Source organism: Phytoactinopolyspora halotolerans (genome assembly GCF_010550675.1).
Taxonomy (GTDB): domain Bacteria; phylum Actinomycetota; class Actinomycetes; order Jiangellales; family Jiangellaceae; genus Phytoactinopolyspora; species Phytoactinopolyspora halotolerans.
The window spans coordinates 131,120-153,466 of sequence record NZ_JAAGOA010000017.1; the positions used below are offsets into that span (position 1 = coordinate 131,120).

A 22,347-nucleotide genomic window follows, 5' to 3' on the forward strand; every position below is an offset into this window, starting at 1 on the left:
CGCGCACCCGCGGTGACCCGACGGCAGCGGGCACCCGCGGTGACGCGACGGCAGTGGGATCGGGCGGTGAAAGCATGACGGCGGTGGCGTAGGATCGGCAGCGACCCTTTCCCCGGGCGTTTCACCTCACCAGAGCGCCGGAGTCAGCCACGACGACGGAGGAGTAGCGCGTTCATGCCCTCGATCAGCCGCGACGAGGTCGCCCATCTGGCGCGGCTCGCTCGCCTCGACCTCGAGCCTGCCGAGCTCGACCACCTGGCCGGTCAGCTCGACCAGATCATCAGCGCCGTTGCGCAGGTCTCCGAGGTCGCGGCCGACGATATTCCACCCACGTCGCACGCGCTGCCGATGACCAACGCGTTCCGCGCCGACGAGCCCCGGCCGAGCCTGTCCGCGGAGGCCGCACTGGCGCAGGCGCCGGAGGCGGAAGACGGCCGGTTCCGGGTGCCGCAGATCTTGGGAGAGGAACAGTGACGGAGTCGAGCCTGTTCAAACGGACCGCTGCCGAACTCGCCGAGGCCGTCGCGGCCGGCGAGGTGAGCGCGGTCGAGGTGACCGGGGCGCATCTGGACCGGATCGCGGCGGTCGACGACGCGGAGACCGGGGTCCACGCGTTCCTGCATGTCAACCGCGAACAAGCCCTGGCCGCCGCCGGCGAGGTGGACGCGAAACGCGCCGCTGGCGAGCAGCTCGGGCCGCTGGCCGGCGTGCCGCTGGCGCTGAAGGACGTCATCACCACCGCGGACATGCCGACCACGGCAGGGTCGAAGATCCTCGAGGGATGGCAGCCTCCGTACGACGCGACCATCACCCGCCGGATGCGCGAGGCCGGCATCATCATCCTGGGTAAGACCAACATGGACGAGTTCGCGATGGGCTCGTCCACCGAGAACTCGGCGTTCGGCCCGACCCGCAACCCGTGGGACCTCGACCGCATCCCGGGCGGATCCGGGGGTGGCTCGTCCGCCGCGCTCGCGTCGTTCCAGGCGCCGCTGGCCATCGGCACCGACACCGGCGGTTCGATCCGGCAGCCGGCCGCGGTGACCGGTACCGTCGGCGTCAAGCCCACGTATGGCGGAGTGAGCCGGTACGGCCTGATCGCCTGTGCGTCCAGCCTGGACCAGGCGGGTCCGTGCGCCCGCACCGTGCTCGACGCCGCGCTGCTGCACAGTGTCATCGGCGGGTACGACCCGCTGGACGCGACCAGCATCCAGCAGCCGGTGCCGGACGTGGTGGCGGCGGCTCGCCGGGGGGCCGACGGTGACCTGTCCGGCATGCGGATCGGCGTCGTGAAGGAGCTCGGTGGCGAGGGCTACCAGGCTGGCGTCGAACGGCGATTCGGTGAGGCGGTCGAGGTGCTCGGCAAGCTCGGCGCCGAGGTGGTCGAGGTGTCCTGCCCGCACTTCGACTACGCGCTGCCGGCGTATTACCTGATCCTGCCGAGTGAGGTCTCCTCCAACCTGGCCCGCTTCGACGCGATGCGCTACGGGCTGCGGGTGGGCGACGACGGCTCGCGCAGTGCCGAGGAGGTCATGAACGCCACCCGCGGTGCCGGATTCGGCGCCGAGGCGAAGCGGCGGATCATTCTCGGAACCTATGCGCTGTCCTCCGGCTACTACGACGCCTACTACGGCCAGGCGCAGAAGGTGCGTACGCTCGTCACCCGGGACTTCGAGGCCGCCTTCGAACAGGTCGACGTGCTGGTCTCGCCCACGACGCCGACCACGGCGTTCCCGATCGGGGAGAAGGTGGACGACCCACTGGCCATGTACAAGAACGACCTGTGCACCATCCCCAGTAATCTTGCCGGCAACGCGTCGGCGTCGTTCCCGTGCGGCCTGGCCGAGGAGGACGGCATGCCGGTCGGCCTGCATGTGATGGCGCCGGTGCTCGCCGACGACCGGCTCTACCGGATCGGTGCGGCGCTGGAGCAGGCGCTGGTCTCCGAGTGGGGTGGCCCATTGCTGGACAAGGTCCCGGAGCTGGAGACGGCGTGATCCGCATCGCGTACGCAGCAACGGGTAGGGAACCGGGTGACGAGGACATTCTGAGGTGAGTGGTATGAACGGCAAGCAGGTCATCAAGGTTGTGGGCAGCGCGTTCGGCGCCTTCTCGGCGTTGCGGGCGTTCTCGAAGGCGCGTCATGAGGGCGACAGGCTCAAGATGCTGGACGCGGGCCTCAGCGTCGCGTCGGTGGCGGTCACCGTCGCGATCATCGTCCGGGAGATCCGGGAGGGCGACGACCACTCGCGGATCGTCGAGCTCGAGGACCGGGAGGGCTGATGCCGGCGACCGCTGCCGCGCTGCCGAGTTTCTCCGAGGCCATCGCCCGGTTCGACCCGGTGATGGGCATGGAGGTGCATGTCGAGCTCGGCACCATCACGAAGATGTTCTGCGGTTGCTCGACCGAGTTCGGTGCCGATCCGAACACCCAGGTCTGCCCGACGTGTCTCGGCCTGCCCGGCTCGTTGCCGGTCGTCAACGAGACAGCGGTCGAGTCGGCGATCCGCATCGGCCTGGCGCTGAACTGCCAGATCGCTGAGCACTGCAGGTTCGCCCGGAAGAACTACTTCTATCCGGACATGCCGAAGAACTTCCAGATCTCCCAGTACGACGAGCCGATCGCGTACGACGGGTGGACCGAGGTGACCGTCGACACCGACCAGGGTGCCCGGACCGTGCGCATCGGCATCGAGCGCGCGCATATGGAGGAGGACACCGGGAAGTCGTTGCATGTCGGCGGCGCCACCGGTCGTATCCACGGTGCCAGCCATTCGCTGCTGGACTACAACCGTGCCGGTATCCCGCTGATCGAGATCGTCACGAAGCCGATCGAGGTCGATGCTGAGCTGGCCCCGGCCGTCGCCCGCGCCTACGTGTCCAGCCTGCGTGATCTGATCCGCGCGCTGGGCGTCTCGGACGCCCGCATGGAGCTCGGCCAGATGCGGTGTGACGCCAACGTGTCCCTGAAGCCGAAGGGCACCGCCGCCTTCGGCACCCGTACGGAGACGAAGAACGTCAACTCGCTGCGTTCGGTGGAGCGCGCCGTCACCTATGAGATCCGTCGCCAGGCCGCGGTCCTGGACACGGGGGAGACGATCGTCCAGGAGACGCGGCACTGGCACGAGGACACCGGGGAGACCACGGCCGGCCGGGTCAAGGAGGAAGCGGAGGACTACCGCTACTTCCCGGAACCGGACCTGGTCCCCGTCGCTCCCGCCCGGGAGTGGGTGGACCAGCTGCGGACCACACTGCCGGAGCCGCCCGCCGAGCGTCGTGCCCGCCTGCAGAAGGAGTGGGACTTCACCGACCTGGAGATGCGCGACGTCGTCAACGCCGGGGCGATGGACCTGGTCGAGCAGACCATCGAGGCCGGCGCCGACGCCGCCGGGGCGAAGAAGTGGTGGCTCGGCGAGATCTCCCGCACCGCGAACGACCGCGGCGTCGCACTGGACGCTGCCGGCATCACGCCCGCGGACGTCGCGCGGGTCGAGACCCTCGTCAAGGAGGGCACGCTCAACGATAAGCTGGCCCGGCAGGTCGTCGAGGGTGTGCTGGCCGGTGAGGGTTCGCCGGACCAGGTGGTCGAGGCGCGCGGCCTCGCCGTCGTCTCCGATGAGTCGGCGCTCGGCGCCGCCGTCGACGAGGCGATCGCCGCGCAGCCGGACGTGGCCGAGAAGATCCGCGGCGGCAACATGGGTGCGGTCGGTGCGCTGATCGGCGCCGTCATGAAATCCACCCGCGGCCAGGCCGATGCCAAACGCGTCCGCGAACTCATTATCGAGCGCCTCACCCCGTAACCCCCCAACGGCCCTAAATGATCATGTGAAGTAGGTTTTCTCGCGCCCTACCATGTCTGCAGACCTGTTGAGGCACGAGAAACCCTGCTTCACATGATCATTTAGGGGCTTCGGTGCTATGGCCGGGTGGTGAGCTGGTGCCTGCCGATCAGGGAGCTGCATCTTCGTTGGCTTGGACGAATCCGTCGGCGTCCATGTCGCCGAGGAAGACGCTCCTGATCGCCTCCAGCATCGGCCGGGCCTGGGGCTGCTCGATGGCCTGGTCCCAGGAGAGCTGGAAGCTCGGTGCGTTCGCGGCCATGTTGTAGACGAACGTGAAGTACGCCTCGTGCTCGTGGCCCTCGATCAGCGGCTCGATGTCTGCCACGGCCGGGATGTCCCCGATATCGAGCAGATCCTGCACGTACTCGTCCGAGCCCATTTCCTGCCGCAGGTAGTTGATCGCCACCTCTTTGAGCGGGGAACGGGCGTGAACGGAGAAGTAGTTGGTGGGATTGCCGGCGACGTTGTCCGGGTTGCCCGCACCCCCGTCGATCACCGGGAACGGTCCCCAGGCGAGGCGGTCGTGGACGAACTCGCGGTCGGCGTTGAGGAACTTGGTGTACTCCCAGCTGCCGGAGAGCATCATCGCCGCCTGGCCGGTCTCCAGCAGTGGTCCGGAGTCGTCGTAGGCGACAGAGGTGAACGCGTGACCGAACGCGCCGCGATCGACGAGGTCCCGAATCGACTGCACCATCTCGGTGATGACGGGGTGCCGCCAGCCCTCGCCGGTTCCCTCCGCGATGTCGAGGAAGACCTGCTCGCCACCGAGCCGGTCGGTGATGTACTCGACCCACATCAGCAGCGTCCACGCATCCGCACCGCCGACGGCGACAGGTGTGACACCGGCGTCGACGAAGGTATCCACGGCATCCAGGAGTTCTTGCCAGGTGGCCGGGATGTCGACGCCGACCTCGTTGAAGACGGCCGTGTTGTAGAACATCAACTTCGGCTGCATGGTCCGCATCGGGATGCCGTAGTACCGACCGTCGATCTGGCCGGCTTCCAGTACCGACGGCAGGAAGGTGTCGCGGAAGTCAGGGTCCTCGTCGAAGTACGGCGTCAGGTCCTCGACCAGGCCGGCACGCACGTACGGACGGATGCTTCCGCCTCCCCAGTTGAAGAAGATGTCCGGCCGCTCTTCGGTATCGATGCTGGACTCCAGCAAGTCCCGGTAGGCGTCGTTCGGCTCGTCGGTGAGCCTGGCCGTGACGTTCGATTCGGGCGTGTAGAAGAAGCGGTCAAGGGATTCCTGGCTGACCGGGTGAAGCGCGTCCTCGTCGAGGACCCACACGTCGATGCTCCCGCTGGCGTCGGCCGGGTCACCGGCGGAGTCCAGGTAGGCGGCGTCGCCGTCGTCGGAGTCGCCGTCGGTGCCGCACGCCGATGTCGTGAGCGCCAGGCCGCCTACACCGAGCGCCGTGAGGAACGTACGGCGACCGATGCTCGTGCCTGAACCGTGCGTCGATGGTGTCATTTTCGTTCTCCCTGGCGAAGGCGCAAGCACTTCTGGACGACGAACCGCCCGTCAGCGCGGTCGGATTCGACAGCGCATTTGGAAGGCTCATCTGAGAACAAACCGGTAGTTTCCGGTACGTTAATGCGAGGCTTATGGCCCGGTCAACTCGGCGCCACTGCAACGGGCATGGCGAAGTCTTCGGTGATCAAACCGAAGAAGCGCTAAATGGATCGCGATTGCTTCCGGAAAAAGTTCCGACAATTCTCGGGCATGGGCGGTGGGTGCCGGAGGATCGGTAGGAGCGACGACACCTCAGTTCTGTCGGGGCGGCGCCGTGCTCTCTCGCGGGATCAGCGTGGTCGCGAGCTCGAGACGTGGACTGTCCAAGGGTTCGCCGGCGGCCAGCCGCAATACCGTCCTGACCGCGACGGCGCCCATTTCAGCGAGCGGCTGCCGTACGGTCGTCAGCGGCGGCGACGCCCATCTGACCTCGGGTAGATCGTCGAAGCCGACGATGCTGACGTCGTCCGGCACCCGCAGCCCCGCCTGCCGGACCGCCTCGTACGCACCGATCGCCATCTGATCGCTCGACGCCAGGATGGCGGTCGGACGTTCGGGGAGTCGCAGGAATGCCTGCGCCCCGGCGAATCCGGACGCATGGTAGAAGTCGCCCTCCCACAGGAGCTCGTCGTCGATCGTCAGACCGGTCGACTCCAGCCCTGCCCGATATCCGTCGAGCCGGGCGCGGCTGCACATCATCGCACGCGGACCGGAGACGATACCGATGCGGCGGTGGCCGAGCCCGAGAAGGTGCTCCATGGCGGAGAGCCCGCCCGCCCAGTTCGTCGCACCGATCGCCGGCACGTCGAAGCTGAGGCCGCCTGCCGGGTCGACGACGACGAGAGGGACGTTGAGCCGACGTAGCTCCTCCTGCGCGGACGAATCGAGGGTGGAGTTCACCAGAATGACGCCGTCGGAGGCGCGAGTGCGTAGGTTCTGCTGCCATTGACGGATGGGCTCGGACTTGCGGTGGATCGCGGATACCACGGTGCCGACACCGGCGGTGTGTGCCACCTCCTCGACACCTCGGATGATCTCCACCGACCATGGGCTGTCCAGGTCATTGAAGACGAGGTCGACGAGACGAGCCTTGTTACGGCTGCGCGTGGCGCGTCGGCGGTAGTCATGCTGCCGGAGCAGTTCCTCGACCCGGCGGCGGGTACTCGGCGCTACATCGGACCGGCCGTTGACCACGCGGGAGACGGTGGGCACGGATACGCCCGCTTCCTTGGCTATGGCGCTGATAGTCACCTTGCGCTCGCCGTTGGCATCCATGACAGACATTATCGCCCCGTTCGAACTGAGTACGGCGCAGGCGCTGCTCGCTATCGCGTAGTGAATCCGATGACCGGCGTCCGGCCGGTCGAATGATGGGCCGGGACCGAGGGGCGGTTCGCGCGGATGCTGACGCGGATGCTGATGCGGGTGCCGATGCGGACGCTGATGCCGACGCGGAGGCGGGTGTCGATGACGGCAGCCAGGAACCGGGCGACGACATGCTCCCGGGCACTGGTGCAAGCCCAGCGCTGATCGTCGCGTTCGGGCTCGTGCTCGCCTTCGCTGGGTGTGCTGCCGCCCGTGCGGCGGGACGTATGGCGCCGGTCCGGAAGTAGTCGGACCTCAATGCTCATCCAGGGCCCATCGTCTGGAGACTCGGCTGTGATGCGTTCCCCTAGGCGCGCCACATCATGACCGGGCCCAGGTGATGGGCCCTGTAGCGTCCGGCGTATCGGTGGCGCAGCATGGTGGCCGCGGTACGCGCAGGTGGCACAGGTAACGTCTGCGGAGTGTTTGGGCTAGACGATCACCGGCTGGACGAGACGCTCGCATCCATGGAGGCGTCTCACGTCCTCGTCGTCGCCGTCCTCGCCGTGGGCCTGGCTATACACCGTCGGACGTGGAACATCATCGGCTATCCGGTGACGATCGTGCATGAGATCGGACACGCGTTGGCCGCCGTCGTAGCCGGCTACCGGCTGCACGGCATCACCGTGAACAGCGATATGTCCGGCGCGACGAACTTCGCCGGCAGAGGCACGTTCCGCGTGCTGTGGACTCTGTGGTGGGGGTATCCGGCGCCGGCGGCGCTCGGTGCGGCACTGATGTGGGCGGTGACCGAGGGATGGTCGCGGGTCGCGCTCTGGGCCCTGGTCGGTGGGCTGGCGCTGACCTTCCTGTTCTCCCGCAGTTGGCACACCGTCGGGGTGGTGCTGGCCACCGGTGCGCTGCTCGGACTGGTCGCGTGGTTCGGCGAGCCGTGGATGTTGAACGTCGTGGTGTTCGCGCTCGGCTGGTTGATGCTCGTCGGTTCCCTGCGCGCCTGGTGGGCGGTGACACGCAGCCATGTCACACGTCGCGGCGTCACCCGCTCGGATGCGTACCTGATGAACCGGCGGCTGCGGATGCTGCCGGGCGGATTCTGGCTGTTCACTTTCCTGGTGGTGATCGGAGCCGCAGCCTTCTACGGCGTGACGAACCTTCTGGAGGTACTCGACGTGGCCATGCCCGGCTAGCGGTCGGCACATTCCGCCAGAACGCCCTCGATCGCCTCGTTCCATCCGTCCACGTCTATGCGGCCGACCGCCCGGACGGCGCCGCGGCCATGTTCGGACAGGCTCTCGTAAGCCGAATCCTCGACCGCCGCCGCACTCAGCAGGTAGCCCATCGCCGGTCCTTCCCAGAACCATGGATCGTCTTCGAGCCCACCGAGGCTGTCGTCCGATAGCGGTGCGCCGTCGTATTGATCGGCGATCGCGCACGCATGATCGACATGGGAGGCCGCCGTCGCGTCCGAGGTTGCGGGGCTATCGAAGATCAGGTAACCCGCGACGAGACCACCAGCGACGGCCGCCAGCGCAACCGCGGCGACGACGATCGGCGAAGTCCCGCGCTGCGCACCGGCGTCAGACCCGGCGGCCGGCCCATTCGTGGGTGTCGATTCTCCATGAGTCATCCGGACCACCTTAAACCCCCGCATGATCATGAACAGTAGCCGTTCATATGGCACGGCTAGTGTTCATGATCATCGGGGAGGAGGGCTAGGAGTTGGATGGCGGCGAGGCCGTACTGGGCGGCGTCGTTGGTCGAGACGAAGGGCGCCTCATCCACGGGCGCCAGAACCGACGGTCCATCGATCCGGTCGAGGGTCCAGGTGTGCCTGCGCTGCAGCGCGTTGGTGTTGATCTGATCGCCGACGTCGTGCCGGAACGCCTTCCACGCGCGGCGCGCCAGATCGTCGTCGCCGGTGGCGGCGGCCGCATACGCGGTGAGCCGGCTGTGTGCCTGTATCAACGAGATTCCGCGCAGCGGGGCTCCTAGCCGGGCCGCCTGCTCCTCCGGCGTCGCCAGGTACAACCGGCAATAGTCGAGCCACGCCCGCTCGAACCCGGGGGCCTCCAGCTCCGTTCCCTTGGTCAGGGCTATCAGTTCGGCGCACATCTCCGCCAGCCCGAACACGGCGGACAGATGCGAGACCGCGATCCGATCGCGGCTGACGTCGAACCGTCCGGTGCTCAGGTCGAGCAGCGCCTCGCCGGTGAGGAAGCCCTGCGGTAATCCCCCGATACCGGTCATGCTGCGCAGGAGTTTGTCCCGGGCTGTCACGCCGATGGGATCGTCCCCGTACCGTTCCCACCGGGTCAGCCAGGCCGCCGCGAGCGCGCCCCAGTCCGTGCCCAATCCGATGGCCAGCGCCGAGGGATCCGGTGTGTAGGTGTCCGGGCGCACCTTGCGGGTCGCGTCGACACCCAGCAGGGCGCGTTCGGCATCCGCCAGTTCGTCCAGCAGGTCGCCGGTGCGCTCGTCCGCGGTGAGGTAGTAGTAGAAGCGCCGGTAGCCGGCATTGGAGATCCGCAGCTGCTTGGCGCTGCATCCCCAGTGCTGTACGTTGTGTCGTGAACCGAGGCCCGCCCAGCGGCCCGCGTGATACACGTCGACCTCACCGGTGTGCCGGGTCATCGCCTCGGCGAACCGGAACACGTCGGCCCGGCCGGTCCGGAGGAACTGATACCACAGCCACAGGTCCGGCGAGAGCTCCGAATTGTCCCAGGCGTAGCCGCCGACGTCGTAGCGCCACTGGTGCCGGTCGGCGTCGTAGGTATGCATGACGTCGCCGTAATCCCAGAAGCCGTACCAGCGACGTTGTTGACGCTGGCGGAGGTAGAAGTCGAACAGGAAGTCCAGCCGGTCCTCGATCTCGGCCCGTTCCGGCGCGCTGCGATCTGCCGGCGCCCAGTCACCGAAGACTCCAGCCGCGTGCAGCCGTGCCGGCTCGGCGACCAGCAGCGGCGGGTCGTTCACCGCGGCGGCATGGTCAGCGAGCTCGTCGTTGGAGGGCGTCCCGGCGACGGCGCGCAGCGTCAGCTCGTGCGTGCGGCCGATGCCATGCGGGTCGCCGAAACCCGGCTCGTAGTCCTCGTAGGTGATCTCCAGCCCTTCCAGCTGCTCCGCGAAGGTGTCCTGGCCCAGGCCATCGTGGTAGAAGCGCAGATCCATCGTCTCCGCCGACGGGGACCACATCCAGATGGTGGCGGTGGCGCAGGCGGTGGCCGCACCGCGGACGTCCAGCCGTGTGGGGTGCATCTTCCAGAAGTCGCGGAGGCCGAAGCCCAGCCCGCCGCTGACGCCGCCGACGTACGCGTATCCGGCGGCGCGCGTGCCGGACGGGATCGTCACCCACGCCGAGCCGTCCGATGTGCGCTTGCGCAGGGTGAAACCGTCGGCGGACGCCTGGTCGAGTGTCCAGTCGTTCCACGCCGGGATGAGGTGGAGCCGCTTCGACACCGCGCCGTCCCACTCTTCGACCGGACCGCACGGCCGGCCGGCCAGCTGCGCCGCGCGGAACCGTTGACCAGGATCTCGGCGCAGGCCGGTGATGCCGCGTACCGCTTCGGTGAGAAACCCGGGTCGGTGCGCGTCGTCCGCGGGTCCGGCGATCCGGATATGCCGGTCGTGTAGCTCGTCGGGCATCGGCACGTCCGCCCGCAGCGCCAGCCCGGCGAGGAAGTCGCGGTCCGCGTCGCCGTCCCAGATCACCGAGTGCACGATCCGCACGTCGTCGGCCCCGGCGTAGAAGTACAGCCGCACGGTGAACGGCAGCCACGGTCCGCGTCCGTCGCGGGTGTGATCGGCGCCGCCGTCGGCCGTGTGCCGCCCGTCGATGCGGACGACGGCTCGGACCGGCCCGGCCTGCTCGACGACGGTGCGTTCGACGTGCCCGTGCAGGGTGGTCCGGCTGATGCCGTCGCCGTTGTCGGGTGTCGGCGACGGCTGCCAGAGGCTGGTCAGCCGCGCGTTCTCCATCACCACCCGGCCGCCTCGCCGGGCTGTGCGCACCAACACCGGACCGGTGCGTGGAAGCTCCCAATGCACCACGCCGGTATGCACGGTGATGGTGTCGTCCGTCTCGGCCACGGTGACCGGTGTATCAGGCGCGACGGTCTGCTCGCCGGGTATCAATGAGACGGTGGCCGATGCGTCGGCCAGCGCGGCGACCGATGCGTCGGCCAGCGCGGCGACCGATGCGTCGGCCAGCGCCGGGACCGCATGCGCGGACCATTTCACCGAACCGTCCGGCCAGGTGGCCGTGGTCCAGCTCTGCACCGGAAGGTCGCGGCCCTCGTGGCGTAGCGCGTACGACGCGCCCGCGGGCACCTTGCCCCGTGGCCACGGCACACCCCACGTGGTTCCGGTCGGCCGTGGACCGGTGAGCCAGCGCAGAGTCGTCGGAGATTCGGGGAAGCGAGCATGCGTTGTGGTCGCTATCGTGACCGCGATGTCATTCGTTTCTCTCGCCATGGTGGTCAGCCCTTCACCGAGCCGATGAGGATGCCCTTGGCGAAGTGTTTCTGCAGGAACGGGTAGAACAGCATGATCGGGATGGTGGCGACGACGATCACCGCGAACTTCAGGCCCTGCTCGGGCGGGACGTAGTTCGGGTCGAGCTGCCCCATGGTGTTCGCCATATCCGCGGAGATGGTCACCTGCCGGACGAACATCTGCAGCGTCCACTTCGAGGCGTCGTCGATGTACAGCAGCGGGGACATGAAATCGTTCCAGATCGCCACCGCGTAGAACAGTGAGAACGTGGCGATGATCGGTTTGGACAGCGGCAGCACGACCCGGGCGAAGACGCCGATCTCGCTGCATCCGTCGATCCGGGCCGCTTCCTGCAGTTCCTCGGGCAACTCCTGGAAGAAGTTCTTCACGATGATCAGGTAGAACGGGTTGATCGCCAGCGGCAGGATCAGCGCCCAATAGGTGTTCAGCAGGCCAAGCTCGCGCACGATCAGGTAGGTCGGGATCATCCCGCCGCTGAACACCATGGTGAAGATCACCAGATTGAGCAGCAGATTCCGGCCGGGAAGGTACCGTTTGGCCAGCGGGTAGGCCATGCTCAAGGTCAGCGCCACCTGGATGATGGTGCCCACTGCGGTGACGCCGATCGTGACGATCAGGCTCCGCACGAACGTGTTCGTGGCGAAGATGTAGTCGTACGAGTCGGTGACGACATCGTGCGGCCAGAGGAAGAAGGACCGCGCGCTGATCTCTGACTCGCTCGCGAACGAGCCGGCGATGACGTAGAGGAACGGCAGCACGGTCACGAAGGCGAGCGCGATCAGCAGGACCAGGTTGAGCGCGTCGAAGACACGGCCGCCGGTGGTGTTCCTCACCGCTGTCCCGGACCGGGGCTTGCGCGGCGGCGTCGTCCCGGCTCCCGCCGTCGTCGGTTGCGCCGTGTGGGTCGTCGTGTCACTCATCGCGTACCCCTAGAAGAGTCCGGTCTGCTTGAACCGGCGGGCCAGCCAGTTCGCGCCGAAGATCAGGATGATGCCGACGACGGCCTTGAACAGCCCCACGGCCGTCGAGTAGCTGTACTGCCCCTGCGTGATGCCCATGAAGTAGACATAGGTGTCGAATACCTCGGCGACCTCGCGGTTCAGCGAGTTGGTCATCAGATAGATCTGCTCGAACCCGGTGTCCAGCAGGTTCCCCGACATCAGGATCGCCATGACGACGATCGTGCTGCGGATGGCCGGCAGCGTGATGTGCCACATCTGCTGCCAGCGGTTTGCGCCGTCGATCCGGGCGGCCTCATAGAGGTTGGGATCGACGGAGGTCAGCGCGGCGAGGTAGATGATGGTGCCCCACCCGGTCGCTTTCCACAGCGTCTGCATGATGATCAGCGGCCGGAACCAGTCCGGATCGGCCAGCACGTCCAGCCGGTCGCCGGTGATCGAGTTCAACAGCTGGGTGGCGGGGCCGACGTCGACGGCGAACAGCAAGTAGGTCAGCGACGCGACGATCGTCCAGGACAGGAAGTGCGGGATGTAGATCGAGGACTGGATGAACCGCTTGACGACGGTGATCCGCAGCTCGTTCAGCAGCAGCGCAACGATGATCGGCGCCGGGAAGACCAAGACGACGTGCAACCCGGCGAGGATCAGCGTGTTGGTCAGCACCCGGGAGAAGTCCGGGCTGGAGAACAACGTCTCGAAATGCTTGAAGCCCACCCAAGGGCTGTCGCCGAACCCCAGAAACGGCAGGTAGTCCTGGAAAGCGATGCTGATCCCGTACATCGGGGCGTACTTGAAGAGCAGGAAGTACACCACGCCGGGTAGCAGCATGACGTACAGCCATGTGTGCCGGATCAGGCGGATACGAAGCGGGGCCTTCGCCGTGCCGATGCGCCGTCCCGACGATCCGCCTGCCCGTCCGGTGCCGCCGCCGTCGGGCGAGTCGGCCGGTGCGGGTGCGGGTGCGGTCGCGGTCGACGCGGTGGCCACGGCCGGCGACGACCCGGACGTGGCCGGCGTCGGGTCAGGCGACGCGGGCTCGGTGGGCGGCCGACGTGCCACTGCGGTCTCCTTCGTGCTGGGCGACAGGTGAGGTGATGGAGCCCGGACGGCCGGCGGGGGAATGGTGGGTGCACGGCACCAAGTCCGCCGGCCGTCCGGAGCCACGGCGTGATCTCCTCGAAGATCACCGAGATCGTGACGCGTGGGCGTGCCCTCGCGGGGACGGCCGCCTACTCGAGATCCGCGTAGAGCTCGTTCATCTCATCGACCACCTGCTGGCCGCCTTCGGCGTACCAGCGGTCGATCTCCGCCTGCAGCTCGTCTTCGTCGATCTGTCCGGCGAGGTACTTGATCCGGGCGTCGGCGATGATCTGATCGAGCTGCGCGCCGCGCTGGGTGTAGGTCTCGGAGATCAGGGCCAGCGCGGGGTTGTGCACGGCGGTCTCCATGTCGCGCTCGTGGATCGCCCATCGGTGGTCCCACAGCTCGCGCTCCGGCTCGTCCTCGGGCAGGATCTGGTAGAAGAGTTCGCCGTTCGTCGCCGTGCCGAGCTGCGCGAACGCCTTCGAATCGTTCGTGATGACCTCGGCATCCGGAGTGTCCTCGATCGGGATCGCGAAGTCGTCCGTGACCTCGAAGTTCTTCCCCTCGATCCCGTTGTTCAGCAGGACCTGCCCCTCCTTGGCGTTCAACGTGTCCAGGAAGGAGAGGATCTCGTCCAGCTCTTCCTCGGTGCGCACGCTCTGCTTGGAGATGGCCAGGAATCCGTTGAAGCCGACCGTGGGGTACGAGTGCCGCTCGCCGTCCGGGCCGATCAGATTGCCCGCCATGGTCACTTTGTCGTAGTCGTCGGGGTCGGCGTCCTTGAACAGGGTCATGATGGATCCGGCGCGCGAGCTGACGTCGACGATGATGCCGCCCTGGCCGTTGAAGAACGGATCGTTCCAGTTCGCACTGTCCATGGTGGCGAAGTCCTGGTTGACGAACCCGTTGTCGATCATGTCCTTGACGAACCGGTTGGCCTCCAGGAACTCCGGCGTGGAGAACCCTGGGACCAGCCGGCCGTCCCGCTCGCCCCAGCCGTTCGGCGCGCCGAACCACGTCTCGATCAGGTCGTACGGGCTGGCCGTGGCGTAGCCGCCGGGCCATTGCGGGATGACGATGCCGTAGGTGTCGTCCTCGCCGTTGCCGTCCGGGTCGTCCTCGGTGAACGCGCGGGCCAGTTCGTACAGATCGTCCACCGTCTCCGGCAGGTCGTAGCCGAGGTTCTCCATCCAGTCCTTGCGGATGACCACGGCCGCGCGCATCTCGTCCCGGGCGCGGAAGATGCCGTAGTTGGTGCCGTTGATGGACGAGTTGAGGTGGATCTGCTCGTTCGCCGGCGCAAGGTTCGGGTAGTCGTGGATGATCTCGGTCAGATCCCAGAAGGCGCCCGCCTCGGCGGACTGGACGAAGGCCGGGGTTTTTCCCTGGATCACCATCACCTGCGGTACGTCGTCGGACGCCATGGCGACGCTGGTGCGGTCCTCGTAGTTCGAGTTCGGCACCCAGGTGATGTCGAGGTTCTTGCCGGTGTACTCCTCGATGGCTTGCTGCAGCTCGCCGTCCTCGGCCGGAGCCTGACTCTCCAGCAGGGGGATCATCAGGCTGATCGTGTCGGTTCCGCCGTCGGTGTCACCCCCGCCACCGTCGTCCGAGCCGCATGCTGCGAGTCCCAGAGCGAGTGCAGCGGTGGCGGCCAGCACCGTGCGCGGGCGGAGTCTGTGCAACGTCATCGTTGTCGCCTTTCTGATGTGTCGTGCTGCCGGTCGGCTGAGCGGGAGGACTGGAAAGCGGTTGCTTGACGGGTCGATCGGGTCCTTTCTCGGGCGGTGCGATTCACTCGGTGGTGGCGTGGGCGGTTGCGGGGCGGCGGGTTCAGCGCATCCGCAGTGGTTCGGCCGGCAAGGCGCCGACGGTGGTGTGCTCGGGAAGATCTTCGGTGCCGGCGGCGAGCCGCCGCTCGTTCTCGGCGTAGAAGCGCTGGCACAGCCAGGTGCTGGTGTGGATCCAGGCACCGATGGAGACGCTGAGCACGAGCACCGGGAACACGGCCGAGGTGAAGGCGGCTGCCGCGAAGACGAACAGGAGGATGATCGTCGATGCGGGTTGTGCCAGGGCGAACCGGCTTGCGGTGAGGATGTACTGGCGCGACGGGAGGTCGAAATGCGCGTACATCGGTCCGATGTGCGCGGCGATCCCGATCATGACGATCAAACCCAGCAGACTGGCCAGGCGCGCCGGAGCGGCGTCCGGGCCGAGTGCGCTGAGGGCCGAGTAGTTGAGCCAGAGTATGGTGCCGGCCGCGACGACGGGCAATATCACGGCGTTGCCGCGCCAGAACTCCCGGCGCCACGTCTCTGCGAAGTCCCGCAGCGGCCGGACTGCCTCGCCGCGGTGGTGCCGCCGGCTGAGGGCATAGGCGGCGGCGAGGGCCGGCCCGACGCCCAGGACGACGCCGCCGAACAGGGTGAACGCCAGCACCAGGACGTTGAGCGCGGCACACCAGCCGATCGTTGAACAGGCTCCGTGGAAGCGGCCGGTCCAGTGCTCATACATGTCGGTCACCTCGCCGCCGAGATCCGGTGTGTGCCGGCGGGCAGGTCAGGTGCTGGGAGACTCGCGCGGAGGGACGCGCCGTACGCCGATGCCCCAGGCTCACGCCGCACACGACGTGCGGAAAGCGGTTTCTCTCCATGCTGCTCCTTTCCCTCGCCGTCGAAGGTGGTGGCTGCTGAACTTAGCCTTGAAACGACTCAATGTCAACGCTCACATTTCCGGGAGTGACGCCCGGCGGCTGTGGCCGGTGTAGCTCAGTCGATCGTCGTCGACCTCAGGACCGGATTCCTACCAGGCCATCACAGTGAGATCGGCGTACTCGCCGATCATCGGGGCCATCTGCCGGAATCCGATCTTGCCGCCGGTCAATGCCGGGCCGCCCACCGACCCGTCGTCGTACCAGCGGAAGACCTCGAGGTCGTCGATGCGGAAACTCACCCAGCCGTCACGAACGTCGACGCGCACCCGATAGGGCCCGTCGGCGTCGGGCACGCCCGGAAGGGGATCCGCGCCCTGGGCGACGAGGTGGAAACCGTGGCTCTTGCGCAGGTTGCAGGTATGGAACCGGCGCTCTGCGTCCCAGCGACGACGGAAATAGGAGACGTGGTACGTGTCGAGGTCGCCGTGGTGGTACTGATCGTACGGGCCGGTCCGCCTGGCCAGCGACGGATCGAACAGGTCGCGGCCGCCGTGTCCGCGCGCATGGAAGAAGAGGATGCACAGCCCGGGCTCGCGCAGCGGCCAGAAATCCCAGGAGAACGAGACGTCAGCCGGGAAGTCCACGGGGCACCAGAGGACGACGTTGGCGTCCTGGCCGTCGGCCGGTGGCCGGGCGCTCTCCAGGCGCAGACGACCCATCGGAAAGCTCAGCGCGCCGTCGCCTTCAAGGCGGAAACCTTCCAGGTCATCCGGGCCGGCGAGCGGATTGCGATACAGGACGGTACGGGGTTCGTCCGCGGTCATCTCTCTCCTTGTGATCATCGACGGGTGGCCACACCATGATGTGGCCACCCGTCGACGATCAGTGGATCCGGGTTACCGCACGATCTCGATCGGGAAGCTGAACGACCCGGTCACCACCTGGTCGACCTCCTCCCGCGCCGTGGACCGGCTGGTCTCGAACCCCGTGTCGCTCTCCGACTCGACGGTCAGGATGGCGCTGACCGAGTTGTTCGGAGTCAGCCCGGCCAACTTGTCCAGGAGCCCTTCGAAGTCCGCCGCCGTGTCGGTGGCCCGGCCGATGGCGTCCACCGGCGAGGACGCGGCCTTCTCGTCGTCCGGCTCGTCGTCTGGCCCGTCGGACTCGTCGTCGGTGTCGTCGCCCATCTCGTCGCCGTCGCCGCCGGAACCGCCGTTGATGTCCAGCCATCCGAAGCTTCCGGCCGCGTCCTCGGGCACGTCCGCGGAGAGGTCGACCGTGACGGTGTCGCCGTGGTTCCGGTACGGCGCCAGCGTCACCCGGATGTCGAGCGTGGATCCGGCCTGGATCCGGGTCGGGTCCTGCTCCGAGGGCTCACGGTAACCGCCATCCGGGCCCCGTACCTCCACGGCGGTGACGGAGTACCGCTTGAATGCGCTGGACACGGTGGCGGTGTAATCGACGCCGGTGATCTCGACGTCTTCGAACTCGTTCTCCTGGATCGACCACAGCTGGTCGTAGGCGTCGAAGGTGGTCTCATAGGCGATGTCGTGCTGGCTGGCGTAGGTGTTCGCGACGTCCACTGTGAACGGCTCACCGGACGCACGCGTACCCTGGATCACCCAGTGCAGCTCGGCGGTGCCCGCGCCGATAGCGTCGAACACGCGGTCGAGGTTGGCCAGCAGGTGGGACAGGGCGAGATCCGGCAGCGCGCGATCCATGGTCACCTGCGTGCTGCCGTCCCGGGACCCGTCGTCGTCCAGCGACGTCACGGTCGACGTGATCGGGGTGGCCTGCGGTTGCTCGCCGAGCCGGGCGCGAACCCCGGCGAGCCGATCCTGGTCCAGCACGCCGACGGCGCCGTGCGGATTGGCCACCTTGAACGGGCCGAAGGCGTTGTCCTGCTGCACCAGGAGTGCGATGGCGGGATGGACACTCATCGACGACGCGCCGGTCTGCATGTACGGGTGGCCGAACGCGACCGTGCGATCTCCGCAGACCATAGTGGCCGTGCCGACGGCGGCCGATGTCACGTCGCCGAATGACGCGGCCGCCGCCAGGTTACCGCCGGCGACGATGTCCTCCACGGATCCTTCCGCGTCGGCATCGGTGGACCCGGCCGGATAGACGCGTGTCCGCGGTAGGTGTTCCTCCATCCGCTCGGCGATCTCCGGGAGCCGCTCCGGCCCGACGCCGGAGACGGCCAACGGAAGCGGCAGCGCGCGCATGCCCGCCCCAGCCTGGTCCTCGGTGGCGGCGCCGCTGGTCACCAGCGTCTCCTGCAGCGCGGCTGGAAGATCGACGGTACCGGTGGCAGCCGGCTCCTTCTCGGCGGTGGCGGCGTCCGGACGGTCGAGGAGCTCGTGCAGGTGAGCGGCGGGCGTGATTCCGGCGACGTTGGACGGCGACTGGGTGAGCCCGTAGGCGATCGCGCCCACCAGGCGCCCGTCATCGGCGTACACCGGTGAGCCGGACATGCCGGACCAGATGCCGCCGGCACGCTCGATCGCGGGGGACTCCGCCTCGACCAGGATCATGTCGACATCGGGCGCGATGCCGTCGTCCAGGATGCCGATCACCGTCGCCTCGAACGGTTCGGGATCCGTTCCGGACTCGACGGTGAGGCCGCTGAGGAGCGCGCCGTCGGTGAGCTCGTCGGCGGGGTACGGGTCGGGACAGGCGGCGTCCGGCGACACGCCCGGTGTCGTCGCCCCGGCTGCGGCGGTCACCACCGCTCGATGACCGGCGCGTGGATGATCCGCGTCCGCCGCGGCGGACGCGGACGTGACGAGGCCTGCCGTGATCAGTGCCGCACCCGCGATCGCCGCCGTTCCGACGGCGCCGGTGGAGGCGCCGCGACGTCCGGGTGCATGGCTGATCATTCGGCGGCGATTGCCGCCGGGGCTCGAGGTAAGAGGCATAGTCATCCCATCGGGTTGGATCAGGCACGCCCTGGCTGGGCGCGCTGCGCGACATGCAAACAGCTCGGATGTGCGGCGGCAATCGGAATGGCACGATCCACGTTCAAGATCGCCCACCGCGAACGCCGTCCCGTTCTCACCGCGACGTGAGCAAGGTCGCGCCGCGCGCGGGAAGCGGCGACGGTGTGGCGTCGTTGATCCACATATGACCGATCACGTGCCGTTCCGCGAGGCCCACGTCGACGTCGTCGTCATCGGCGCCGGGCAGGCCGGGCTGTCCAGCGCGTATCATCTCCGCCGGCTGGGCTTGACGCCCGGCCATGACCTGGTCGTGGTCGACGGCGGAGGCGGCCCCGGCGGAGCATGGCGAGAGCGGGCGCGCAGCCTGACGATGGAGAAGGTGCACGGGATCTTCGATCTGCCGGGCGCCCGGCGTCCGATGCGCACCGCCGACGTGCACCGCCCGGTGGCGGACGTCGTGGCCGACTATTACGCGGAGTACGAGCGCCGGTTCGGCCTGCAGGTGATCCGCCCGGTCCAGGTCCGTGCCGTGCGGACGGGCGCGGACCGTCGGCTGGTGGTCGACAGCGACGCCGGAAGCTGGGCGGCGCGCGCCGTCGTCAACGCGACCGGGACGTGGACGCGTCCGCATTGGCCGTACTATCCCGGCGTCGGCGAGTTCTCCGGCCGACAGCTGCACTCGGCCGACTATCGGGGCCCGGAGGAGTTCGCCGGACTGCGGGTGGCGGTGGTCGGTGGCGGGCATTCGGCCACTCACATCCTGTCCGAGATCGCCGACGTCGCGGCCTCGACGACGTGGGTGACCAGGCGCCCGCCCGATTTCCAACCCGTCGAGTTCACCGAGGACTACGGGCGACAGGTGGTGTCCATGGTGGACCAGCGGGTGCGCGCCGGGCTGCCACCGAAGAGCGTGGTCAGCATCACCGGGCTGGGACGCACGCCGGTGGTCGAGGCAGCACTGGCCAAGGGCGCGCTCGAGCGATCCCCGATGTTCAGCAGGATCACACGTGACGGCGTGGTCTGGGACGACGGCTCCGCCGCGACCCTTGACGTGATCGTCTGGGCGACCGGTTTCCGTGCCGCGCTGGACCATCTCGCCCCACTGCAGCTGCGCGAGCCGGGCGGCGGCATCCGGATGGACGGCACCCGCGTCGTCGCCGAGCCGAGGGTCCACCTGGTCGGCTACGGTCCGTCCGCCAGCACCGTCGGGGCCAACCGAGCCGGGCGCGCCGCCGCGCTGGAGATCATGGACCTGCTGAATACGGCTGCGCCGAGGCCGATGCCGACGACGGCGACGACGGCGACGGTGCCGCAGCCGCAGCCGTCGTCGGATCCGGAGCGGGCACGCGCGCGGCGCGCCGGCGGTCGCCGCCGCCTAGCGGTGGTGTGATTCCGGGTCCCCCAGCTCGGCGATGAGCCGCCGGTAGGTCTCGAAAGCCGGCTTCGGCGTGTAGTCGTCCCACATGAGTCCGAACTGGTCGAAGAGATCGTCGCCGGCGCTGTCCGCATCCCGCAGTGCGAAGTGTGTGTATCCGGTGACGTTCAACTCGACGCGATGCGCATGCAGGGCCCGGACGACGCGCTCCAGCACGGAGGCCTGACGTCGCGGCGAGCGTCCAGGGCCGGTCGGCCAGCCGTGCTCGGTGACGATGATCGGCACGCCGGCGCCGAGCCCGGCGGCCGGCATCTCGACATCGCGGAGCCAGCGGACCGCCTCGACCATCGCGTCTCCGGCGTCACCGGGGCTACCGTCGTCGGCGACCGGGTGGTCCCAGACGTCCGGAAAGCAGTCCAGCCCCACGAAGTCGACCGCGGCCGTCCACCTCCGGCCGCCCAGCTCGCCGACGCGGGCGAAGAAATCGTCGCCGTGCGCCGGCGGGGTGACGTTGAACCCGACGCGTATCTCGGCATCGCTGAGGCCCTCTGCCGCGTCGTGGGCGGCGAGCACCCCGGCCACCAGCGCCTCCCGGACCCGCGGGAAGTCCCCGTCCAGCCCGTACCCGCCGGTCACGTTGGCCTCCTCCGTCACCTGCAGGGTGTCCAACAGGTGCCCGTGACTGTTCACCAGCCGGCGGATGTGCTCGGCGAATCCGTCGACGTCGCCCTGCTCGGACTGGAACTGGACGACGAGATCGAGGCGTCGCCGGCCGTGCACGTGACGGGCGAAGGCGGGCGGCGTGAGGTGATCGGCGGTCTGATCGCACGGCGCGCCGTGGTACTCGGCGTAGACCCGGATGCGGAACGGGCATCGAGTGCCGCTGGTCAGCATCGTCAGCGCGTGCTCCGTCCGATCCGGATCATCCGGGGAGACCGGGTCGGTGGCGGACGCGCCCGACGGGAAGATGCCGAACATCAGTGGCGTATGCGGGGATGCGGGGGTCACGTCTCTCCTCCAGATCGGTTCCGGCCGGCGAAACTGGAGGTTAGTTGGTACTAAAAGGACGTCAAGTCACCTGGAATGAGCGCTTCGACAGGCCCATCATGTATCCCTCGATGGTGGTCTGTACCGGCCGCTCCGGTTCGGTGGCGGCGCCGAGCGTGATGAACAGCGGCACGTAGTGGTCGACCGTGGGATGCGCGTGCGGCATGCCGGGTGCCCGGTGCCGGTACGAGGCGAGTGTCTCGACGTCGCCGCGGGCGAGCGCGTCCGCGGCCCATGCGTCGAAGTCCGCGGACCACGCCGGTGCGGTGTTGTACAGCGCCATCTCGCGGGTGATGAACGGCAGGCCGTGCGTCATGAAGCCGGAGCCGATGACCAGCACGCCTTCCTCGCGCAGCGGCCGCAGCCTCCGACCGAGATCCATCAGAGTGTCGGGCTCGTGCGTCGGCATGCTCAGCTGCAGCACCGGCACGTCCGCCAGCGGGTACATGACCTTCAGCGGCACCCAGGCGCCGTGATCGAGCCCGCGGCTGCCGTGTTCGTGAACCGGCTCCTTGTCCGGCATGAGTGCGGCCACCCGCCGAGCCAGTGCGGTGGCGTCGGGCGTGGGATAGGTCATCTCGTAATAGCGCTGGTGGAAGCCACCGAAGTCGTAGACCAGCGGTGTGCGGGCCGCGGCGGCGGAGAGCGACAGCGGTGCGGACTCCCAGTGTGCGCTCACGATCAGAATGCCGCGCGGCTTCGGCAGCGTCTGCGACCAGGCGAACAGCTCCTTGATCCACGGGGCGTCGTCGAACAGCGGTGGTGCGCCGTGACTGATGTACAGCGCGGGGAGCGCGCCGTCGTCCGGCGTCCACCCGCGCTGTGCGCGACTGACGGGCGCGGCGTCGACGACGAACTCGTCGAACGCCCCGCCGGGGATCGTGGGGGTGAGCGGCGACTCCATGGCCCGTCTCCTTCTCTGCTCGCTCTGCCCCTGCCGACGTCCAGGGCCGGCGTCGAGCGTCCAGGGCCGGCGTCCGGCACCGACGCCCTGGTGCTGCGGTCTGGCGCCGACGGCCGTCGGTGGAAGGCTTCACTTGAAGCTTCAACTAAATAATAGATCCGCTCGTTGCGCTGCGCAACGTCTGCCTC

At 68.2% G+C, this 22,347-nt stretch carries 19 protein-coding genes; 6 read left to right on the top strand and 13 right to left on the bottom strand.

What is annotated here, in order from left to right:
- Nucleotides 1–174 precede the first annotated feature (174 nt).
- From gatC to gatB, 4 genes are all read left to right on the top strand, one after another.
- Nucleotides 175–474 carry an Asp-tRNA(Asn)/Glu-tRNA(Gln) amidotransferase subunit GatC gene (gene gatC, locus G1H10_RS22045; RefSeq protein ID WP_163741797.1) on the top strand — a complete coding sequence of 100 codons (300 nt, stop codon included), beginning with the start codon at nt 175–177 and terminating at the stop codon, nt 472–474.
- Entirely contained in the window at nt 471–1,997 is a 1,527-nt protein-coding gene (gene gatA / locus G1H10_RS22050; protein ID WP_163741799.1) for an Asp-tRNA(Asn)/Glu-tRNA(Gln) amidotransferase subunit GatA, read from the top strand. Before gatC ends, gatA begins: the two co-directional genes overlap by 4 nt.
- 64 nt (nt 1,998–2,061) lie before the next feature.
- Nucleotides 2,062–2,283 (top strand): hypothetical protein, encoded by a 222-nt coding sequence (locus G1H10_RS22055; RefSeq protein ID WP_163741801.1) that lies wholly within the window; start codon nt 2,062–2,064, stop codon nt 2,281–2,283.
- Nucleotides 2,283–3,800 carry an Asp-tRNA(Asn)/Glu-tRNA(Gln) amidotransferase subunit GatB gene (gene gatB, locus G1H10_RS22060; RefSeq protein WP_163741803.1) on the top strand — a complete coding sequence of 506 codons (1,518 nt, stop codon included), beginning with the start codon at nt 2,283–2,285 and terminating at the stop codon, nt 3,798–3,800. The genes G1H10_RS22055 and gatB overlap by 1 nt, the downstream gene beginning before the upstream one ends.
- Before the next feature lie 148 nt (nt 3,801–3,948).
- Here gatB and G1H10_RS22065 read toward each other — a convergent pair whose 3' ends face one another.
- The 3 genes from G1H10_RS22065 to G1H10_RS22075 all read right to left on the bottom strand — a co-directional run bounded on the left by G1H10_RS22065 (nt 3,949) and on the right by G1H10_RS22075 (nt 6,989).
- Nucleotides 3,949–5,316 carry an extracellular solute-binding protein gene (locus G1H10_RS22065; protein WP_163741805.1) on the bottom strand — a complete coding sequence of 456 codons (1,368 nt, stop codon included), beginning with the start codon at nt 5,314–5,316 and terminating at the stop codon, nt 3,949–3,951.
- A gap of 294 nt (nt 5,317–5,610) precedes the next feature.
- A complete protein-coding gene (locus G1H10_RS22070) occupies nt 5,611–6,633 on the bottom strand; it encodes a LacI family DNA-binding transcriptional regulator (RefSeq protein WP_163741808.1) in 1,023 nt (340 codons plus the stop codon).
- Nucleotides 6,634–6,683: 50 nt separating this feature from the next.
- Nucleotides 6,684–6,989, bottom strand: coding sequence for a hypothetical protein (locus tag G1H10_RS22075; protein WP_163741810.1), 306 nt, complete (start codon nt 6,987–6,989; stop codon nt 6,684–6,686).
- 156 nt (nt 6,990–7,145) lie between these two features.
- Here G1H10_RS22075 and G1H10_RS22080 point away from each other — a divergent pair, with 156 nt between their 5' ends.
- Entirely contained in the window at nt 7,146–7,871 is a 726-nt protein-coding gene (locus G1H10_RS22080) for a M50 family metallopeptidase (protein WP_163741812.1), read from the top strand.
- On the opposite strand, the gene G1H10_RS22085 is transcribed toward G1H10_RS22080, so the two are convergent.
- From G1H10_RS22085 to G1H10_RS22120, 8 genes are all read right to left on the bottom strand, one after another.
- The gene (locus G1H10_RS22085; RefSeq protein WP_163741814.1) at nt 7,868–8,311 is read right to left on the bottom strand and encodes a hypothetical protein; all 444 of its coding nucleotides are present in this window, start codon (nt 8,309–8,311) and stop codon (nt 7,868–7,870) included. The genes G1H10_RS22080 and G1H10_RS22085 overlap by 4 nt on opposite strands.
- A gap of 56 nt (nt 8,312–8,367) precedes the next feature.
- Nucleotides 8,368–11,154 (bottom strand): exo-rhamnogalacturonan lyase family protein, encoded by a 2,787-nt coding sequence (locus G1H10_RS22090; RefSeq protein WP_246219792.1) that lies wholly within the window; start codon nt 11,152–11,154, stop codon nt 8,368–8,370.
- A gap of 5 nt (nt 11,155–11,159) precedes the next feature.
- Entirely contained in the window at nt 11,160–12,116 is a 957-nt protein-coding gene (locus G1H10_RS22095) for a carbohydrate ABC transporter permease (RefSeq protein ID WP_163741816.1), read from the bottom strand.
- A gap of 9 nt (nt 12,117–12,125) precedes the next feature.
- A complete protein-coding gene (locus tag G1H10_RS22100) occupies nt 12,126–13,043 on the bottom strand; it encodes an ABC transporter permease (protein WP_376778649.1) in 918 nt (305 codons plus the stop codon).
- Between the two features lie 341 nt (nt 13,044–13,384).
- Nucleotides 13,385–14,929 carry an extracellular solute-binding protein gene (locus G1H10_RS22105; RefSeq protein ID WP_163741818.1) on the bottom strand — a complete coding sequence of 515 codons (1,545 nt, stop codon included), beginning with the start codon at nt 14,927–14,929 and terminating at the stop codon, nt 13,385–13,387.
- A 142-nt stretch (nt 14,930–15,071) separates the two neighbouring features.
- The gene (locus G1H10_RS22110; RefSeq protein WP_216853544.1) at nt 15,072–15,752 is read right to left on the bottom strand and encodes a YesL family protein; all 681 of its coding nucleotides are present in this window, start codon (nt 15,750–15,752) and stop codon (nt 15,072–15,074) included.
- Nucleotides 15,753–16,040: 288 nt separating this feature from the next.
- The gene (locus tag G1H10_RS22115; protein WP_163741820.1) at nt 16,041–16,715 is read right to left on the bottom strand and encodes a DUF1961 family protein; all 675 of its coding nucleotides are present in this window, start codon (nt 16,713–16,715) and stop codon (nt 16,041–16,043) included.
- Between the two features lie 72 nt (nt 16,716–16,787).
- Entirely contained in the window at nt 16,788–18,773 is a 1,986-nt protein-coding gene (locus tag G1H10_RS22120) for a SpoIVB peptidase S55 domain-containing protein (RefSeq protein ID WP_163741822.1), read from the bottom strand.
- 244 nt (nt 18,774–19,017) lie between these two features.
- On the opposite strand from G1H10_RS22120, the gene G1H10_RS22125 reads away from it, so the two are divergent.
- Nucleotides 19,018–20,223, top strand: a complete 1,206-nt coding sequence (locus G1H10_RS22125; RefSeq protein ID WP_163741824.1) for an NAD(P)-binding domain-containing protein — start codon at nt 19,018–19,020, stop codon at nt 20,221–20,223.
- Here the strand turns inward: G1H10_RS22125 and G1H10_RS22130 are convergent.
- Together G1H10_RS22130 and G1H10_RS22135 are read right to left on the bottom strand one after the other, a co-directional pair.
- The gene (locus tag G1H10_RS22130; protein WP_216853545.1) at nt 20,209–21,216 is read right to left on the bottom strand and encodes a glycoside hydrolase family protein; all 1,008 of its coding nucleotides are present in this window, start codon (nt 21,214–21,216) and stop codon (nt 20,209–20,211) included. The genes G1H10_RS22125 and G1H10_RS22130 overlap by 15 nt on opposite strands.
- A 61-nt stretch (nt 21,217–21,277) precedes the next feature.
- Nucleotides 21,278–22,159, bottom strand: a complete 882-nt coding sequence (locus G1H10_RS22135) for a dioxygenase family protein (protein ID WP_163741826.1) — start codon at nt 22,157–22,159, stop codon at nt 21,278–21,280.
- Nucleotides 22,160–22,347 lie beyond the last annotated feature (188 nt).

Excerpts from the sequence above, each read along its gene's own strand:
- G1H10_RS22065 (WP_163741805.1), bottom strand. The coding sequence starts at position 5,316 with ATGACACCATCGACGCACGGTTCAGGCACGAGCATCGGTCGCCGTACG.
- G1H10_RS22075 (WP_163741810.1), bottom strand. The coding sequence starts at position 6,989 with ATGAGCATTGAGGTCCGACTACTTCCGGACCGGCGCCATACGTCCCGC.
- G1H10_RS22115 (WP_163741820.1), bottom strand. The coding sequence starts at position 16,715 with ATGACCGCGGACGAACCCCGTACCGTCCTGTATCGCAATCCGCTCGCC.
- G1H10_RS22125 (WP_163741824.1), top strand. The coding sequence starts at position 19,018 with ATGACCGATCACGTGCCGTTCCGCGAGGCCCACGTCGACGTCGTCGTC.
- gatC (WP_163741797.1), top strand. The coding sequence starts at position 175 with ATGCCCTCGATCAGCCGCGACGAGGTCGCCCATCTGGCGCGGCTCGCT.
- G1H10_RS22105 (WP_163741818.1), bottom strand. The coding sequence starts at position 14,929 with ATGACGTTGCACAGACTCCGCCCGCGCACGGTGCTGGCCGCCACCGCT.
- G1H10_RS22090 (WP_246219792.1), bottom strand. The coding sequence starts at position 11,154 with ATGGCGAGAGAAACGAATGACATCGCGGTCACGATAGCGACCACAACG.
- G1H10_RS22070 (WP_163741808.1), bottom strand. The coding sequence starts at position 6,633 with ATGGATGCCAACGGCGAGCGCAAGGTGACTATCAGCGCCATAGCCAAG.
- gatB (WP_163741803.1), top strand. The coding sequence starts at position 2,283 with ATGCCGGCGACCGCTGCCGCGCTGCCGAGTTTCTCCGAGGCCATCGCC.
- G1H10_RS22055 (WP_163741801.1), top strand. The coding sequence starts at position 2,062 with ATGAACGGCAAGCAGGTCATCAAGGTTGTGGGCAGCGCGTTCGGCGCC.
- G1H10_RS22085 (WP_163741814.1), bottom strand. The coding sequence starts at position 8,311 with ATGACTCATGGAGAATCGACACCCACGAATGGGCCGGCCGCCGGGTCT.
- G1H10_RS22110 (WP_216853544.1), bottom strand. The coding sequence starts at position 15,752 with ATGTATGAGCACTGGACCGGCCGCTTCCACGGAGCCTGTTCAACGATC.
- G1H10_RS22095 (WP_163741816.1), bottom strand. The coding sequence starts at position 12,116 with ATGAGTGACACGACGACCCACACGGCGCAACCGACGACGGCGGGAGCC.
- G1H10_RS22120 (WP_163741822.1), bottom strand. The coding sequence starts at position 18,773 with ATGATCAGCCATGCACCCGGACGTCGCGGCGCCTCCACCGGCGCCGTC.
- G1H10_RS22135 (WP_163741826.1), bottom strand. The coding sequence starts at position 22,159 with ATGGAGTCGCCGCTCACCCCCACGATCCCCGGCGGGGCGTTCGACGAG.